Raw genomic sequence first — 17,686 nt, forward strand, 5'->3', positions numbered from 1 at the left:
CGTCAGCCCTGACGAGGCACGCCCTTGGCAAGCAGGTAGACGAGATACGGCCCGCCGAGCAGTGAGGCGAACAGGCCGACAGGCAGTTCGTACGGGAAGGCCGCCATGCGCGACAGCCAGTCCGATATGGTCATCAGCAAGGCGCCCAGAAGCATCGCCCCGGCAAGATGAATGCGTGCGCGCCAAAAGCCGAGGAGCCGGGCAAGGTGTGGCGCGATCAGGCCGACGAAGCTCAACGGGCCGACGATCAAAGCGGCCAGCGCGGTCAGGAGCGCGCTGACGACGACCAGCATCAGCCGCCCGCCGGCTACGGGCACGCCAAGTCCGCGCGCGCTGTCGGCCCCGAGCGGCAGGATGTCCAGCCAGCGCGCGGCAAGAAAAAGCGGCAGCGTCAGTGGCAACAGGCAGGCCAGTGCAACGGCTGCGTCCAGGGCGGTCGCCTGGCCGGTCGAACCGCTCAGCCAGCGCAACAGCACATAGGACTGTGTATTGCCCATCGCGATCGTCGCGGTGATCAGCGCGCTGCACAGTGCGCTCATGGCAATGCCGGCAAGCAGCAATCGGTCGGCGCCGAACTTTGCCTTGGCGGCGATGGCCAGCATGGCGGCCAGTGCCGCCAGTGAGCCCGCGGCCGAGCCGGCGAGCTGCCAGCCGAGCCCGGTCGTTGCGCTGACCGTCAGCACGGCGGTCAGACCGGCGCCCGCGCCGGTGCCGACGCCAAGCACTTCGGGGCTCGCCAGAGGGTTGCCGGTAACGCGCTGGATGACCACGCCCGCCGCCGCGAGCATCGCGCCGGCGGCCGCGGCCACGCCGACACGCGGCGCGCGCCAGGAGACGAGATCGGCCAGCAGGTCGCAGCCGGCGATCGACCACCCTGCCGGTCCACGCCCGACGACGAGAGCCAAGGCGGCGGCGGCAAATGTGAGCGCAAGCAGGACGAAGATGATGAGCCATGGCCGGCGAGCCTTGCGCGGTGCCGCGCCATTGGAACCGAGATGCGGCCATTCGAACATGCGCAGCCTCGGCAGCAGCCACAGCAGCAGTGGGCCGCCCAGAAGCGCGGTTCCCGCGCCGGTCGGAATGCGCTCGCCGCCGGCTCCGGCGGCGAGCTGGACCAGCCCGTCCGTCAGCCACAGCAGTACTGCGCCGATCAGCGGCGCGGCGACCAGCTTCTGCCGCAGGGTGCGCGCGCCCGAAAGCGTGGCGAGCGCCGGCGCGGCAAGGCCGACGAAACCGATGACGCCGAACTGCGCCGCGACAGTCGTTGCCATCCACACCGCAAGCGCGATGATGAGAAAGCGGCTGGTGTGGCGGGCAACGCCAAGGCCGCGCGCCGAGGCGTCGTCGAGGCCAAGGATGGTCAGCGGCCGCAGCAGCATCAGCGCCGCGGCGGCGCCGGCCGCCAGCCTGATCGTCAGGGCGATAGCCGGTTGCCAATCCTGCTGCACCAGCGACCCGCCGCCCCAGATGAACAGCGAGAACAGGTAGTCGCCATTGGCGAGGATCAGCGCGGCGCTGACGGAACTCGCGGTCAGCGCCACCATCATTCCGGCGAGCACGACCGACACCGGCTCCAGCCCGCGCCGCCAGGTCAACGCCAGCACCAGCAGCACAGCGGCGCTGCCGCCGGCAAAGGCCACCAGCCCTTGCGATCGCTCCATCAGCAACGGCGCGTAAAGCGAGGCGAGCGTCATCGCCAGTTGCGCGCCGCCCGAAATGCCGAGCGTCGATGGTTCCGCCAGCGGATTGCGCAGCACATACTGCAACAGCAGGCCGGACAGGCCGAGCACGGCGCCCGCCAGCCCCGCTACGACGGCGCGCGGCAGCGAGCTGTAGAACAGGATGACATGCTGGAGATCGCCCGGCACCGATGCCGGCTGCTGCATGCCGACGCGCCATGCGAACAAGAGTGTGGCCAGCCCCGCGAGCAGGCCCCACAGGATGATGGGCGACAGCGCGCCGCCGATGGTGCGGTGAGGTATCTCGCTTCGGGCCACAGCGCGCTCCGTCACGAAGCATGACCCGCAAGCGCCGCCGTCGCCAGCCGCGCGAAGCGGCGCGCCGACGGCAGGCAGCCGAAATGGTTGATCGCTTCGAGCACCGCGACGCGGCCTTTGCTCACGGCCGGCAGCGCGTTCCACAACGCATTGGTGGGAAGCGAGCGCCCGACATCCGCCGGCAAGGGCGAGACGATCAGGATGGAGGCCTCGGGCACCCGCGCCAGCGCCTCCAGGCCAACGGGTGCTGCCGCGCTGTAACTTGTCTCTTCGGACCAGGCATTGACCAGGCCGAGCCGTGTGAGCACGTCACCGAACATGGAGTCGCGGCCGAAGGCGCGGAAGTGCCTGGAATCGCCGAGGCTGATGACAAAGACCGGCCGTGCGGACCTGGTTGGCATGGCGGCGCGACGCCGCGCGATGTCGTCGGCGGTGTCGCCGACGTAACGCTTCGCTTCGGCCGGTCGTCCGAGCTTTTCGCCCAAGGCCAGCGTCGCTGCCTCGGCGAGTGCGTAGGGCGGCACTCCGGCCTCGTAGACGGTTTGCGCGAACACCGGCGCTATGCGTTCCAGAATCGGGCGTTGGTACTCGTAGAAATTGGAGATGACGATCAGGTCCGGCGCGACGATGCGCAACAGCTCGTAGTTGGGCGTGCCGCGCAGTCCGAGATCGGTCACGGTTTGGGGAACGGCAGGCTCGACCGCAATCCTGCGGAACTGGATCAGTTCGGTCGCCGCCGCCGGCTCGACGCCGAGCGCCAGAAGCGTTTCCAGCATGCCCCAATCGATCGCGGCAACATTTGGGGTCGCAGTCCTGCCGGCAACCGGCGGCAGCAAGGCCGCGGCCGTTAGCGCAAGCACCTGCCGTCTGTTGGGCGGATGGATCATCGCCGGTGGGTTCGGTCCATGACTACCAACTCGTGTGCGCCTTCAGCTTGAAGGAGCGGCCTTCGCCGTAGGAGCAGGTGAGCGTTGTCTGGCAGCTCGACACATAGCTCTTGTCGAAAAGGTTGGTGATGTTGAGGTCGACGCCCCAGTTCTCTTTCTCGTAGCCGAGCTTCAGGTCGGCCAGCGTTACCGCCGGAACCTTCGATGTATTCTCATTGTCTGCCCATGAGGAGCCGATATAGCGCAAACCGCCGCCAATCGAGATGCCGTCATACCAGTCGCCACGGAAGGTGTAATCGACCGATGCGGAAGCCATCACTTCCGGCACGATGAAAGGCGTCTTGCCGATGAGCGCCGGGTTGGCGTCCTTGGTGATGTCGATGTCGTAAGCTGTGAATGCACCTGTAAGCCGGAAATCCTCGGTCACGTTCACCTTGCCTTCGAGCTCGACGCCGCGTGAACGCACCTCGCCGGTCTGCATCTGGGTGAAGGGAGTGACATTCGACGGCACGTTCTGGCGGGTCAGGTCGAACAGCGACAGGGTGAACAGGCCATCGACGAAAGTCGGCACGTACTTCACGCCGACTTCGTACTGCGTGCCCTCTTCCGGCTTGAACAGATTGCCCATCGCATCGGTGCCGATGATCGGATTGAAGAAGGTGGCGATGCTGGCATAGGGGGTTACGCCGTTGGCAAACTCATAGGCCAGGCCGGCGCGGCCGGAGAAGTCGCCAACCGTGCTGCTCTGCGTGCTGGAGCCCGCCGAGTAATAGGTCGGGCGGTTGTCGGCTTCGAGCCAGCCACGGTCGTAGCGGCCGTTCAGTGTCACCAGCCAGCCGTCGCCAAAGCGCATTTGATCCTGTGCATAGAAGCCAAGCTGCTTCTGCGTCAGGTCCTGATTGAGATAGCTGACGCGAGGCGTCAGCGGCGAACCGTACACCGGATCGAAAGCGTCGATCGGATTGTCATAACTGGGATCGTAGAGGCCGGACGACTGTACCTGGTCGATGTTGTAATATTTGAAATCGACGCCGGCGAGGATCGTATGTTCGATCGCTCCGGTCGCCACCTTGCCTTCGATCTGGTTGTCGGCGAGGAACGTCTTGGCCGTGGTGTCGTGATCGAAATTGATGCGCGCCAGCTCGGTCGGCCCTCCGATCGTTGACCAGCCGTTCGGATAGACGCTGACCTCGTTGATGTCGGCGGCGGTGAAACGGGCGTTGGAGCGAACGGTCCAGTCATTGTCGAACGTGTGCTCGAACTCGTAGCCGAGCGAGCCCTGCTCGCGTTTGTAGAGGTCGATGCTCGGTTCCGTGAAGTTCGCATCGGGATCGATGCGGCCATAGTTCACGCCGCCGACAATGTGATCGGTCACGGTTCCATCATAGGGCAGGAAGCTGCCGCCGTTATGGTTCTCGTCGATGTGGCTGTAATTGGCCAGTATGGTCAGCGTGGTCGCTTCGTCTGGCTTCCAGCTAATGCTCGGCGAGATGAAGCCGCGCCAACCGTTCTGCAGGTCGCTGTAGGTATCGCCGCCGGCGACCTTGCCCGTCATCCGGTAGCTGACCGTGCCGTTGTTGGCGACGTCGCCGATGTCGAAGCCGAGATAGACATTGCCGGCATCGTTGACGCCGGTTTCGACATAGCGCGTGCGTTCGAAGTCCGGGCGCTTGCTGACATAGTTGACCAGGCCGCCCGGATTGCTGCCGCCATAAAGCACCGAGGCCGGCCCCTTCAGCACTTCGATGCGCTCAAGGCCGAAGCTGTCGACATAGAAACCGCCGAAACCATAACTGAACAGCTGGAGGCCATCCATGTAGGTGCCGGTGGCCGTTGCATCGAAGCCGCGAATGTACATCCAGTTGGTGTCGCTGTCGGGACCGAAGGGTTGGGCAAAGACGCCGGCGGTGTAGCGCAGCGCCTCGTCAGCTTTCTGTGCACCCTGATCCTCGATCTCCTGCCGTCCGACCACCGAGACGGATTGCGGGACCTCCTTGATGTCGGTCGCCGTCTTGGAGCCGGTTCTGGTCGTCTTGGCGACGACGCCGTCGACCGGCCCGGTCGCGCTGTCTCCGGCCTCGCCTTCGACCACGACCGGTTCGAGCTGGGTGCTGGATTGCGCCGTCTGCGCGAACGCCGGCATTGGCGGGATCATCGCGGCAGCTGCGACGCCAGCCGCCAAAAGCGCCTTGATCCGGTAAATTCTGCTCATTCAGGAAAGTCCCCGCCTGTCGTCGTTGAGATACTTGATGGTTTACCTCAACTTATCAACGGGTCATTGGACTGATTTGGGCGGCTTGTCCATTCTTGTCCAAACCACTGATATCGCGGTGCCGTGTTGCGGAAATGTCACCGGCGGCCGGCGCTCTTCATCCACGCACCCGGGGTCAATCCGACCACGGACTTGAACACGCGGGTGAGGTGCGCCTGGTCGAAGAAGCCGGTGGCCTGGGCGATGTCGCCAAGCGAGGCAGCCTCATGCGCCATCATCGCCTTTGCCCTGTCGATCCGCACCTGCATGTGCCAGCGGTGCGGCGGCACGCCCGTTGCCGCCTTGAAGGCATGGCTCATCGCGGTTTCGGACAGGCCGGTCAGCGCGGCAAGATCAGCAAGGCGGATCCTGTCCAGGCAGTGGGCGTCGATGTAATCCGTGACGAGGCGCAGTTTGCGGCGGGGCAGGGGCGACCGGCGCCTGGCGGCACTTGGCCGGTCTATCCGGAAAAGGCATGCGAACAAGGCGTTGAGCAGACCTTCGCCATAAAGATCATGCAGGTTCCACTCGCTGCCGCATTCAGCGGCGATAAGGCCGGCAAGCGTAGCGATCCGATCATCGCGAAACTGGAGGCGCGAGATCTGCAAGGCATCGCGATCGAGGCTGCGGCCGAAGCGGCGGGTCAGTGTCGCCGCGTCGAAATGCAGGTCGAGATGCCTGATCCGTTTGAGTCCCTCGACGCGGCCGCGGATCGGCACCCCGGCCGGTATATAGGCTGCGGAAAACGCCTGGTTGTGGCGGCGCGGTTCGCCCTGGGCGCCTTCGACGACGAAGGCACCGTCGCCGTCGATATCGAGAGCGACGAACAGCCGGGGGTCGGGAGAGATGTAGTAACCCTCGGCATTGTCACCGCATGAGACGTCCCAGAGGTCGGCGACCACGCCGTCCCAGACGTGCCATTTCAGGTCGCCAATTACGGCAAATCCCTGAATCCGGCTCTCCATGCGCGCGACGAAGGTCAATTCTGCTTATCCCGGGCATAACATGATAGAAACTATCATGTTATGCCCGGTCAGCGACAGCACCGCAAGCCCTTGCGTCGAAGGTCGTGCTGAACCGACGCCGCTGCTGTCGGTCAGCGCAGCCTCAGACGCTTTCGAGATAGGTCTCGATCTCGAAGTCGCTGACGTTGAGCGCGAACGTATTCAGTTCCTGGCGTTTGCAGGCGATGAAAGAGTGGCGCAGGATCGCCGGGAAGATCTCCGCCACATGCGTCCCGCTTTCAAAGGCCGCGATCGCGGATGCCCAGTCCGGCGGCAGCTTGGCCGGGGCAAGGCCTTGCCCGTCGTTCCCGGTTGGGTCGCCCGGTGACATCTGCCTTTCGATGCCGACCAGTGCCGCGCCCAGTATGGCGGCAAGCACAAGATAGGGATTGGCGTCCGCTCCCGACACGCGATGCTCGATCCGGCGCGCACCAGTCGGGCCGCCGGGAATGCGGATCGCGACCATGCGGTTCTCGTAACCCCAGGCGACGGCGGTCGGCGCGTAGGATCTCGGCCGGAGCCTGCGGTAGGAGTTGAAATGCGGCGCGAACACCAGCGTGCTCTCGGCCATCGCCGCCAGCAGTCCGCCGACAGCGTGGCGCATAATGCCGGAGCCCTGGTCGGTGCCGTCGTCGAAGACGTTGCGCCCGTTGGCGTCGACAAGGCTGAAATGGACGTGGAAGCCGTTGCCGGCTCGGTCGCCATAAGGCTTGGCCATGAAGCAGGCGGCAAAGCCGTGCTTGCGGGCAATGCCCTTCACCGTGCGCTTGAACAGGACGGCGTCGTCGGCCGCCCGCAGCGCGTCCGCGACATGGTTCAAATTGATCTCGAACTGGCCGACGCCGTTCTCGGCAATGGCGGTATCGACGGGAATGCCTTGTGCTCGGCAGGCTTCGTAGATGTCGTGGATGAAGGCTTCGAAGTCGTCGATCTCGTCGATTGACAGTGCCGCGTCGGAATCCAGACGCCGCCCGGTGACCGGCGAGACAGGCCCGACCGGTCGCTGCGATTGCGGGTCGACAAGATAGAATTCGAGCTCGGTGGCGGCCACAGGCGTCAGGCCCAAAGCCTTGTAGCGGTCGAGGATACGGGCCAGTGCCCGCCGGGGATCCCCGAGATACGGTGCGCCGCCTTCGTCGGCGAGCCAGAGCGGGATGAGGGCGGTCGGATGCGCCGTCCAGTTCACCGGAAGGATGCCGCGGCCGGTCCATTGGCACAATCCGTCTGCGTCGCCGGTCGAGAACACCAGCGCGTTGCCTTCGATATCCTCGCCCCAGATGTCCAGCCCGATCAGCGAATAGGGCATGCGCAGCTTGCCCTCCAGTGCCTTGCGCGCCTGCTCGACGGGGATGCGCTTTCCCCGCATGATGCCGTTGAGGTCGCACACCGCGGCCCTCAGGCTCTGGATGTCGTTTCGGCTCTCAAGCCAGCTCAGAACGTCCGCAATTGCATCGCCCAATTTCCAACCTCTGGTTTCGAAGGTGCCCGAGCCCTGATCGGCCGCGCTGTCCCTGGTAAAAATGGCTTGTGAGTTTTCGGGATCCATATCTGGCCGCAGCCGGATGTTTCCCTATTTATTCAAGTCATTAGCTGGGATGTCGGGAGGCATTTCAAAACCAGTTGCGCGATCTGCGACCGAAACATAGAGGCAAGAGCGTGGAAAGCCAAGGCTCGGCATCGGGCTTGGCGCGCGCAGGGTGAAGCCGGGATGCCGGCATCACTCTCGGGCATGCGCGGCCGTCGTGGGGATATGAAACGTCCCTATCACAAATCTTGACCTTCCCCGCACTTGCACCTCTGGCCGCTCTCTGGCTTTTTGGGACACCCATCCGAGCGGACTGATTCGTCACGCCGCTCTGCGTCGATTGCCGTTTTGCGGTGTGATCGATCTGGCGGGGCGTGAAGCGCGAGCGACTGGCGAAGGAGAAGACGCATGGCCGAGTTCAAGAAGCCCGAGATCTCCGAGATGAGACCCAAGATCACCGTTGTCGGCGTCGGCGGCGGCGGCGGCAACGCCATCAACAACATGATCGCCGAGCAGCTTCAGGGCACCGAATTCATTGCCGCCAACACAGATGCACAGGCGCTCACCATGTCCAAGGCGACGCGGCTGATCCAACTCGGCGCGCATGTGACCGAAGGGCTGGGCGCCGGATCGCTTCCCGAGATCGGCCGCGCCGCGGCCGAGGAATCGCTGGACGAGATTATGGACCATCTGGCCGGCACCCACATGTGCTTCGTCACCGCCGGAATGGGCGGCGGCACCGGAACCGGCGCCGCGCCGGTCATCGCCCAGGCGGCGCGCAAGGCAGGCATCCTGACGGTCGGCGTCGTCACCAAGCCGTTCACTTTCGAGGGCAGGCGCCGCATGCAGATGGCCGAAGAGGGCATCGAGCGGCTGCGCGAAAGCGCCGACACCGTGATCGTCATCCCCAACCAGAACCTGTTCCGGATCGCCGACGCCAAGACCACATTCGCCGATGCCTTCGTCATCGCCGACCGGGTGCTCTATGCTGGCGTCAGCTGCATCACCGATCTCATCGTCAAGGAAGGCCTGATCAACCTCGACTTCGCCGACGTCAAATCGGTGATGCGCGGCATGGGCCGCGCCATGATGGGAACCGGCGAGGCGTCAGGCGATAGCCGGGCGATGAAGGCGGCGGAAGCCGCCATCGCCAACCCGCTGCTGGACGAGATGTCGATGAAGGGCGCCAAGGGCGTGCTGGTCTCGATTTCCGGCGGCCGCGACATGACCCTGTTCGAGGTGGACGAGGCCGCCACGAGGATTCGTGAAGAGGTCTATGAGGACGCCGACATCATCGTCGGCGCCATCTTCGACAAGAGCATGGAAGGCCGGTTCAGGGTTTCGGTGGTGGCCACCGGCCTCGACCGTGGGCTCGGCGTGGAAGATGCCGATGCCGGCATGGCGCACGACCATTCCATGCCATTCGCGGCGCGGACGTTGCAATAGGCGCTGCTCGCCGGCGGCCTTGGCCGCTGCCGGGCACCTCGACGTCGCCGGCGCACCACCAAGTTCAGCCTGGACCTGATCACCCGAAAGCGGCTTGCCGAATGGTGCGATCCGCTCACCGGCGAATGCTGGGCGCCGCCGCTTCGCCTGGACGGCGACGATGGTGATCGAGTTCCTGTGCGAAACGTAAGTCGACACCGCTTTCTTTCGCTGCCGCTGTGACCCTGACCGGTGCCACGCCCGGTGTTCGCTCGTCCATTCTCGTTGAAAATCAGCGTTTGCAGGCGCTTGGCGCTTGACTCCGATGCGTCCATGTGAAAAATTTTGCAGAAACTGAAAAAAATATCAGAGGGCGGAACGTGGTTGGATTTGGAAACGGCCTCTTGCGCGATGATGAAACCGGCATGGCGGCACGCGCCGCCTGGCTTCATTACGCCGGCGGCCTGACCCAATCCGAGGTTGCCAAGCGCCTCGGGCTGACCAGCCTCAAGGCCCACCGCCTGATCACCAAGGCCAATCAGGAAGGGCTGGTGAAGGTCTATATCGACGGCGAAGTCTCGGAATGCGTCGAGCTCGAGGACGAGCTGTCGCGCCGCTACGGCCTCGATTATTGCGAGGTGGTTCCCGATTTCGATTCCGAGGAGTTGCCGCTCAAGGCGCTCGGCATCGCCGGCGCGCAATTCCTCAAGCGTGAGATCGAACGCGGCGAGCAGGCGCTGATCGGCGTCGGCCATGGCCGCACGCTCGCCGCCTGCGTGGAATACCTGCCGCGCAGCTCGACAGACAAGATCCGCTTCGTTTCGCTGCTCGGCGGCTTGACGCGGAAGTTCTCGGCCAACCCGCATGACGTCATTCACCGCCTCGCCGAGCGCACCGGCGCCGAAGCCTATGTGATGCCGGTGCCAATGTTCGCCAACACGGTGGACGACCGCGCGGTGTTGCTGGGACAGAAGGGCATCAGCGAGGTTTTCGATCTCGCAAGATCCGCCGACCTTTTGTTTGCCGGCATCGGCACGGCCGAACGCGAAGCCTCGCTCGTCGCCACCGGCATGATCGAGAAGGGCGAGATGGAGGAGATCCGCCGCAATGGCGGCGTCGGCGAATTGCTCGGCCATTTCTTCGACGATGCCGGCAAAGCGGTGGCGACAACCCTTTCCAATCGGGCGCTGGCGCTGGCGCGCGAGGACATCGCCAGCCGCCGGATCGTCGCGGTCGCCGGCGGCAAGGTCAAGGTTCGAGCCGTCAAAGCGGTGCTGGAGGGCCGCTATCTCAAGGGCCTGATAACTGATGAGCGGACAGCGCGATCGCTCGTGGAGGAGACGCCAGTCGGGTAGCCGGCGTCGGTTCAGTTAAAACTACCCTGTGGAGGAGAAGACCAAATGCATGAGAAAGAGAAAGACCTCATTGACGCTTTCCTGCGCGGACAAGTCGACCGTCGTGGGCTGATCAAGGGCCTGGGTGCGATGGGCCTTGCCGCCGGCACGGCCGGTACGCTGCTCAATCTTGGGCAGACCCGGGCGCTGGCCGCCGACTTCGACTGGAAGGCGCACCAGGGCAAGACCATCAAGCTCCTGCTCAACAAGCATCCCTATGCGGATGCGATGATCGCCAACCTCGAAAACTTCAAGCAGTTGACCGGCATGAATGTCGTCTACGACGTGTTCCCGGAAGACGTCTATTTCGACAAGGTCACGGCCGCGTTGTCGGCGAGCTCGCCCGAATACGATGCCTTCATGACCGGCGCCTATATGACCTGGACCTACGGCCCAGCCGGCTGGATCACCGACCTCAATGAATGGATCAAGGATCCGGCCAAGACCAACCCCAACTATGCCTGGGATGACTTCCTGCCCGGCGTCAAGAACTCCTGCGCCTGGAACGGCAAGCCGGGCGGGGCTCTGGGCTCCGAAGACGCCAAGCAATGGTGCATTCCGTGGGGCTTCGAGCAAAACAACATCACCTACAACAAGGGGATGTTCGACAAGGCGGGCGTCAAGGTTCCCGGCAATATGGACGAGATGGTGGCCGCGGCCGCCAAGCTCACCAAGGATGTCGGCGGCGGCGTCTACGGCATTGGCGTGCGCGGGTCGCGCTCCTGGGCGACGATCCATCCGGGTTTCCTTTCGGCCTACGCCAATTTCGACCAGAAGGATCTGAACGTGTCGGCCGACGGCAAATTGTCGGCCGCCATGAACACCGCCCAGTCCAAGGCTTTCCACAAGCAATGGGTGCAGATGATCCAGGAAAGCGGTCCGAAGGACTGGTCGACCTACACCTGGTACCAGGTCGGCGCCGATCTCGGCGCCGGCGCCTCGGCGATGATCTTCGACGCCGACATCCTCGGCTACTTCATGAATGGCGGCGACAACAAGATGGCCGGCAAGCTTGCCTTTGCCGCCTTCAAGGCCAACCCGGAGGCCAAGGCGCCAACGCCGAACATCTGGATCTGGTCGCTGTCGATGTCCAACTTCTCCAAGGACAAGGACGCCACGTGGTACTTCATGCAGTGGGCCTCCGGACCCGAGCATGCTCTGTTCGGCGCCACCAAGATGGATTTCGTCAATCCGGTCCGCCAGTCGGTCTGGAAGGATGAGACGTTCCGCGAGAAGCTGAACAAGAGCTATCCCGGTTATGTCGAGATGTTCGACGCCTCGGCGCCGGGCGCCTCGATCAAGTTCACGGCGCAGCCGCTGTTCTTCGATCTCACCACCGAATGGGCGGCGACGCTGCAAAAGATGGTGGCCAAGGAAGTGCCGGTGGACGAGGGTCTCGATAAGCTGGCCGAAAGCATCAACGGCCAGCTCAAGGAAGCCGGCCTCGGCTAGATGTAACAGAGGACCGGCCAGCCTTGGCAGGCCGGTCCTCACCTGACCTTTTCAAGATTGCGACGCGGGGCCGTAAGGTGGCCGCCAATTCGCCCGACCGGCCGCCTTGCTTCCTTGGGCGGCCGGCAGGGCGGAGCGACAGGGACAACGGAGCAGCACGATGACTGCGGTGGTATCGCAAAGGCCCAAGCCCTCGGGCTTCAGGATCAGCAAGAGAGTGCTGCCCTACGTGCTCAGCCTGCCGGCTCTGCTGGTCTGCATCGGCATCCTGATTCCGTTCCTGACCTCCGTCGTCTATTCCTTCCAGCGCTATCGGCTGAGCCAGCCCTGGGCGCGGCAGTTCAACTGGGGCGACAACTATATCTCCTTCTTCACCGATCCGAAGTTCTGGAACACGCTCAAGATCTCGCTGCTCTATGCCGGCACCACGGTGGTGCTGGAACTGCTTCTCGGCCTCGCCATCGCGCTGCTTTTGCAGAAGCGCTCGACCCTGAACAACTTCATCTCGATCATGCTGCTGATGCCGCTGATGACGGCGCCGGCACTGGCCGCGCTGATGTGGAAGCTGATGACCAATCCCGGCTTCGGCGTGCTGAGCTATCTTGCCAGCCTCATCGGCTTACAGGACTTCCGCTGGGCCTCGTCGCCGTCGACGGCTTTGTTCACCGTCGTTCTCGTCGATATCTGGGTCTACACGCCTTTCATCATGATCCTGCTGCTTGCCGGCCTGCGCAGCCTGCCGACGCAGCCCTTCGAGGCCGCGGCCCTCGATGGCGTGCCGAGGAGCTTCGTCTTCTTCCGCATCACGCTGCCGATGCTGACGCCGTATATCCTGACGGCGACTTTGTTCCGCCTGCTCGATTCCATCCAGCAGTTCGACATCATCTACGCCATGACGCAAGGAGGACCGGGCGACACGCTGACCGTCTTCCAGGTCGAGGCCTATCTCAACTTCTTCCAGTCGACCAATGTCGGCCGCTCGGCGGCGCTGATGATCATCCTGTGGGCGATCACCTATTTCCTCTCCAACATCTTCATCAAGAACTGGCTCAGGCTGCGCGAGCGCGCCCGTGGCCAGGCATAGGAGGAGGCAGCCATGGAACACACCTCCTTGCTTGAACGCACCCTGCGCGGCGCGGCACTCACGCTGGTCGTGATCTTCTTCATGTTCCCGATCGTCTGGATCCTGATGATGTCGTTCCAGACCAACGAGACCATCCTGCGCATTCCGCCGCAGCTGGTCTTCGAGCCGACGCTTGCCAATTACACAGCGCTGATCACCGGCAAGCTGACGACCGCCGCCGGCACGCTCGACATCGCCTTCATGCGCAACCTGTGGAATTCGGTGTTCCTGTCGGTGACCTCGGTGGCGGTCTCGCTGCTGCTCGGCGTCCCGGCGGCCTACGCCTTCGCGCGGCACAAGTTCCGCGGCTCGGAGGACATCGCCTTCACGCTGCTGTCGTTCAGGTTCGCGCCGGCCCTGCTGGTGCTGTTGCCGCTCACGCTCTATTTCCAGAAGCTCGGGCTGGCCAACACCTATATCGGGCTGATCTGGGTCTACCAGCTGATCTGCCTGCCGCTGATCCTGTGGATCGTGCGCGGCTATTTCGAGGATATTCCGGCCGACATCGAATATGCCTATCGCATCGGCGGCCATTCCTGGTTTGCCACCTTCCGCAAGATCGCGCTGCCGCTCGCCGGCCCCGGCATCGCCGCTGCCGGCCTGCTTGCCTTCATCTTCGCCTGGAACAATTTCGTCTTCGCGCTGGTGCTGGCCTCGGCCGACAAGCAGCCGGTGACGGTCGGCGCGCTCGCCTTCATCACCTCCTCGGGCATCCAGTACGGCCAGATCTCGGCGGCCATCGTCCTGTCGATCACGCCGACGCTGGCGCTCGCCCTCTATGCACAGCGCTATCTGGTCGAAGGCCTGTCGCTCGGCGCGGTGAAGGGGTAGTTCCATGGCCAGCCTCGAACTCAGAAACCTCGTCAAGCGCTACAAGAGCCAGACCGTGCTCGACAATCTTTCGCTGACCGTCGCTGACGGTGAGACGCTGGTCCTGTTCGGACCCTCCGGCGCCGGCAAGACGGTGCTGCTGCGCCTCGTCGCCGGCGTCATCGACCCCGACGAAGGCAAGATCCTCATCGGCGGCGAGGACATGACCGACGTCGACGCCGAATTCCGTGGCGTCGGCATGGCGTTCCAGAATTTCGCGCTGTTTCCGCATATGAGCGCGTTCGACAACATCGCGACGCCGCTGGAGGCCAAGCGGTCGTCGCAGGGCGCGATCAAGGCCGGCGTCGAGAGCGTCGCCAAGCTGTTGAAGATCGCCCATGTGCTCTCCCACAAGCCGCGTGCGCTCTCCAATGGCCAGAAGCAGCGCACCGCGCTTGCCCGTGCGCTGGTCGGCTCGCCACCGCTGCTGCTGCTCGACGATCCCTTGCGCAATGTCGATGCCAAGCTGCGTTTCGAGATGCGTCTCGAACTGCCGCGCCTGCTAGCCGACCGCGGCGCCACCGTCGTCTACGTCACCCAGGATTATAAGGAAGCCATGGCGCTCGGCGACCGCATCGCGGTGATGTCGCAAGGCGTCATCAGCCAGCTCGGCACGCCCGAACAGATCTATCGCGAGCCGGCCAACATCGAGATCGCGCGGCTGTTCGGCGACCCGACCATCAACCTGCTCGACGTCAAGCCGGCGCTTGGCGCCAAGGGAATCCATGTCGCCCTGTCGAATGTGCAGGTCCATCTCGGCGGGGCTCCCGAGACCGCGGTCGGCCGCGACTGCATCATCGGGCTCAGGCCGGAAGCACTGCATTTCGTCGGAGAAAATGAACCCGGCGCCATTCCGGTGACGGTCGAGGCCGAAACCCCGCTCAACGAAAAGATCGTCACGCTGGTGCGCACGTTGCGCGGCCGCGAGATCCTGGTTTCGCGGCCGGCCGGAACACCGGGCCGCAGCGAAGGCAAGGCCCACATTGCCGTCGACGGCAAGAGCGCCCTGTTGTTCGATCGCGCCGGCGGCGAGCGCATCGGCTCGAAGAATGTCGTCAGTTTGCGCAACGGAGAAGCCGCATGAGCGCGAGCGCACTCACCATTTCCGGGGTCGACAAATTCTATGGCCCGATCGACCGGGGCGTCCACGCCGTCAAGAAGCTGACGATGGAGATCGGCAAGGGCGAGATCGTGGCGCTGCTCGGTTCGTCCGGCTGCGGCAAGACCTCGACGCTGCGCATGATCGCCGGCTTCGAGGAGGTGTCGCGCGGCGCGATCTCGGTCGCCGGCCGCCAGGTGCACACGCTGCCGCCGGTCAGGCGCAATGTGGCGATGGCCTTCGAGGGCTATTCGCTCTACCCGCCGCTGACGGTGCGCGAGAACATGGCCTTCGCGCTCAAGGCGGCCCGGCTGCCCAGAAGCGAGGTCGAGGCCAGGGTCGCCAGCATCGCCAAGCTGCTCGAGATCGAGGATATATTGGAGCGTTACCCCAGCTCCATCTCCGGTGGCCAGCAGCAGCGCGCCAGTCTTGGCAGGGCACTGATCCGCGACGCCGATTTGCACCTGCTCGACGAGCCGATGGGGCAGCTCGAACCGCAGCTTCGCGCCGTGCTGCGCGGCCGCATCAAGCATTTCATCAAGGAGCGCGGCTTGACCGCGATCCTCGTCACCCACGACCAGACCGAGGCCAATGCGCTTGCCGACCGCATCGCGGTGATGGAAGGCGGCGTGCTGCAGCAGTTCGATACGCCGGACAGGATCAAGGAGCGTCCGGCGAACCTGTTCACCGGCACCTTCGTCGGCGAGCCGCCGATGAATGTCTTCGAGGCCTATGTCGGCGCCACCGCCGGGCGCATCAATCTCAGGCTTCCCGACGGGCTGTCGCTGGACTACGACAAGGACGCCTTCAGCGCTCCCGTCCGCGACCAGTTGCTCAGCCGCGAGCGCGTCGTCATCGGCATCAGGCCTTACGCGGTGCGGCGCTCGAAGGAAGGGGTCCCCGCCAGGGTTTCGGCCAATCAATGGCTTGGCGACCAGACCCATATAGCGGCCGATTTCGCCGGCGGCTCGCTGGTCCTGGTCGAGCACGACCGCACCCGGCTGGACCTTGGCGCGCCGATCAATGTCAGCATCGACCCGAAGAACCTGCATGTCTTCGACCAGGCGAGCGGCGAGGCCATTTCGCACGGCATGGAGCTCGCCTGATGCGTGATCTCTTGATCGGTATCGACGCCGGTACTTCCGTCATCAAGTCCATCGCCTTCGACACGAAAGGCCGGCAGATCGCCGCCGCGGCAACGCCGAACCATTACGAGACGCGGCCGGGCGGCGGCGCCGAACAGGATCTTGCGCGCACATGGGCGGATGCGGCGGCGACCTTGCGCCAGCTCGCCGAGAAAGTGCCCGATCTCGCCGGCCGGACCATCGCCATCGCGGTGACCGGGCAGGGCGACGGCACCTGGCTGATCGACGGCAAGGGCGAGCCGGTGGCGAAGGGCTGGCTCTGGCTCGACGCGCGCGCCGCCGGCGTCGTCGAGGAGATCCGCGCGCGGCCCGAGGACCGGCTGCGCTTCGAAAAGACCGGCAGCGGGCTCGCCGCCTGCCAGCAGGGCTCGCAGTTCGTGTTCATGAAGCGCAACATGCCTGAAATGCTCGACAAGGCGGCGACGGCGTTTCATTGCAAGGATTGGCTCTATTTCAAGCTGACCGGCGAACGCGCCACCGATCCTTCCGAGGGAACCTTCACCTTTGGTGATTTCCGCACCCGCGACTATAGCGACGATGTGCTCGACGTGCTCGGCGTCGCGGACCTCCGGCATCTCCTGCCGCCGGTCACCGACGGCACCAGGCACAGCGCCGGTCTGTCGCCAGCGGCGGCCGCCGCCACCGGCATGCTTGCCGGCACGCCGGTCGTGCTCGGCTATGTCGACGTCGTCTGCACCGCGCTTGGCGCCGGCCTGCTCGACCGCGAGCGCAAGCCCGGCTGCACAATCATCGGCTCCACCGGCATGCATATGCGGCTGGCCGAGACGCCGGACGACGTGCAGCTCAACGAGGCCGCGACCGGTTATACCATGGCCATGCCGGCGCCCGGCGTGTTCGCGCAGATGCAGTCCAACATGGCGGCGACGCTCAACATCGACTGGGTGCTTGGGCTTGCCTCCGGCATCCTCGCCTCGCAAGGCATCACCCGCAGCAATGGCGAGATGATCGCGCTCGTCGATGCCTGGATCGCGGCCTCGCAGCCCGCCTCGCTGCTCTACCAGCCCTATGTGTCCGAGGCCGGCGAGCGGGGGCCGTTCGTCGATGCCAATGCCAGGGCCGGCTTCGTCGGCATATCCTCGCGCCACGGCTATGCCGACCTGGTGCGCGCCGTCTTCGAGGGATTGGCCTTCGCCGCGCGCGATTGCTACGCCGCCATGGGGCCATTGCCGCGCGAGATCCGGCTGACCGGAGGCGCCGCCCGAAGCCCGGCGCTGCGCAAGATCCTCGGAGCCGCCGTCGGCGCAGACATCCGCACCAGCCAGCGCGAGGAGGCCGGGGCGGCCGGCGCGGCGATGATAGCCGCGGTCTGCGTCGGCCTGTACAAGTCGATGGACGAATGCGTCGCGGAATGGGTGACGCCGCTGCTTGGCGAGGCGGAGCCGAGTGATCGGGACCTCGCCGCGATCTACGACAGGATGACCCCGTCCTACGTGTTGGCGCACCAGGCGCTGCGACCGGTCTGGCGCGCGATGGCTTCGGTGCAGGCAAATTGA

The 17,686-nt window shown here is 64.7% G+C and carries 13 protein-coding genes; 8 read left to right on the forward strand and 5 right to left on the reverse strand.

Translation table 11 applies throughout. The annotated features are described in order from the left end of the window. Nucleotides 1-2 precede the first annotated feature (2 nt). The 5 genes from fhuB to LB545_RS10200 all read right to left on the reverse strand — a co-directional run bounded on the left by fhuB (nt 3) and on the right by LB545_RS10200 (nt 7,598). Nucleotides 3-1,997, reverse strand: a complete 1,995-nt coding sequence (gene fhuB, locus LB545_RS10180) for a Fe(3+)-hydroxamate ABC transporter permease FhuB (protein ID WP_224704967.1) — start codon at nt 1,995-1,997, stop codon at nt 3-5. 11 nt (nt 1,998-2,008) lie between these two features. Continuing rightward, entirely contained in the window at nt 2,009-2,884 is an 876-nt protein-coding gene (locus tag LB545_RS10185; RefSeq protein ID WP_263493816.1) for an iron-siderophore ABC transporter substrate-binding protein, read from the reverse strand. 22 nt (nt 2,885-2,906) lie between these two features. Then, complete coding sequence (locus LB545_RS10190) at nt 2,907-5,096, reverse strand: TonB-dependent siderophore receptor (protein ID WP_224704970.1); 2,190 nt, start codon at nt 5,094-5,096, stop codon at nt 2,907-2,909. 137 nt (nt 5,097-5,233) lie between these two features. After that, complete coding sequence (locus LB545_RS10195) at nt 5,234-6,118, reverse strand: helix-turn-helix domain-containing protein (RefSeq protein WP_181169536.1); 885 nt, start codon at nt 6,116-6,118, stop codon at nt 5,234-5,236. Nucleotides 6,119-6,242: 124 nt separating this feature from the next. Continuing rightward, nucleotides 6,243-7,598, reverse strand: coding sequence for a glutamine synthetase family protein (locus LB545_RS10200; RefSeq protein ID WP_140514618.1), 1,356 nt, complete (start codon nt 7,596-7,598; stop codon nt 6,243-6,245). Between the two features lie 474 nt (nt 7,599-8,072). Between LB545_RS10200 and ftsZ the strand changes: the two genes are divergently transcribed. The 8 genes from ftsZ (at nt 8,073) to LB545_RS10240 (ending at nt 17,686) form a co-directional block, all read left to right on the forward strand. Continuing rightward, nucleotides 8,073-9,110: a cell division protein FtsZ gene (gene ftsZ, locus LB545_RS10205; RefSeq protein WP_140497755.1), complete on the forward strand. Its 1,038-nt coding sequence runs from the start codon at nt 8,073-8,075 to the stop codon at nt 9,108-9,110. Between the two features lie 359 nt (nt 9,111-9,469). After that, on the forward strand, nt 9,470-10,444 hold the full coding sequence (locus LB545_RS10210; RefSeq protein ID WP_181165158.1) for a sugar-binding transcriptional regulator: 975 nt from the start codon (nt 9,470-9,472) through the stop codon (nt 10,442-10,444). A gap of 45 nt (nt 10,445-10,489) precedes the next feature. Then, the gene (locus tag LB545_RS10215; protein ID WP_140497757.1) at nt 10,490-11,935 is read left to right on the forward strand and encodes an ABC transporter substrate-binding protein; all 1,446 of its coding nucleotides are present in this window, start codon (nt 10,490-10,492) and stop codon (nt 11,933-11,935) included. Between the two features lie 160 nt (nt 11,936-12,095). Further along, the gene (locus tag LB545_RS10220) at nt 12,096-13,019 is read left to right on the forward strand and encodes a carbohydrate ABC transporter permease (RefSeq protein WP_013896837.1); all 924 of its coding nucleotides are present in this window, start codon (nt 12,096-12,098) and stop codon (nt 13,017-13,019) included. A 12-nt stretch (nt 13,020-13,031) separates the two neighbouring features. Further along, nucleotides 13,032-13,889 (forward strand): carbohydrate ABC transporter permease, encoded by an 858-nt coding sequence (locus LB545_RS10225; RefSeq protein ID WP_140497759.1) that lies wholly within the window; start codon nt 13,032-13,034, stop codon nt 13,887-13,889. A 4-nt stretch (nt 13,890-13,893) separates the two neighbouring features. Next, a complete protein-coding gene (locus LB545_RS10230; RefSeq protein WP_140497761.1) occupies nt 13,894-15,012 on the forward strand; it encodes an ABC transporter ATP-binding protein in 1,119 nt (372 codons plus the stop codon). Then, complete coding sequence (locus tag LB545_RS10235) at nt 15,009-16,133, forward strand: ABC transporter ATP-binding protein (RefSeq protein ID WP_140497763.1); 1,125 nt, start codon at nt 15,009-15,011, stop codon at nt 16,131-16,133. The genes LB545_RS10230 and LB545_RS10235 overlap by 4 nt, the downstream gene beginning before the upstream one ends. Then, nucleotides 16,133-17,686: an FGGY-family carbohydrate kinase gene (locus LB545_RS10240; RefSeq protein WP_224704971.1), complete on the forward strand. Its 1,554-nt coding sequence runs from the start codon at nt 16,133-16,135 to the stop codon at nt 17,684-17,686. The genes LB545_RS10235 and LB545_RS10240 overlap by 1 nt, the downstream gene beginning before the upstream one ends.

The sequence above is a fragment of the Mesorhizobium sp. BR1-1-6 genome (assembly GCF_020165355.1).
Classification (GTDB): Bacteria; Pseudomonadota; Alphaproteobacteria; order Rhizobiales; family Rhizobiaceae; genus Mesorhizobium.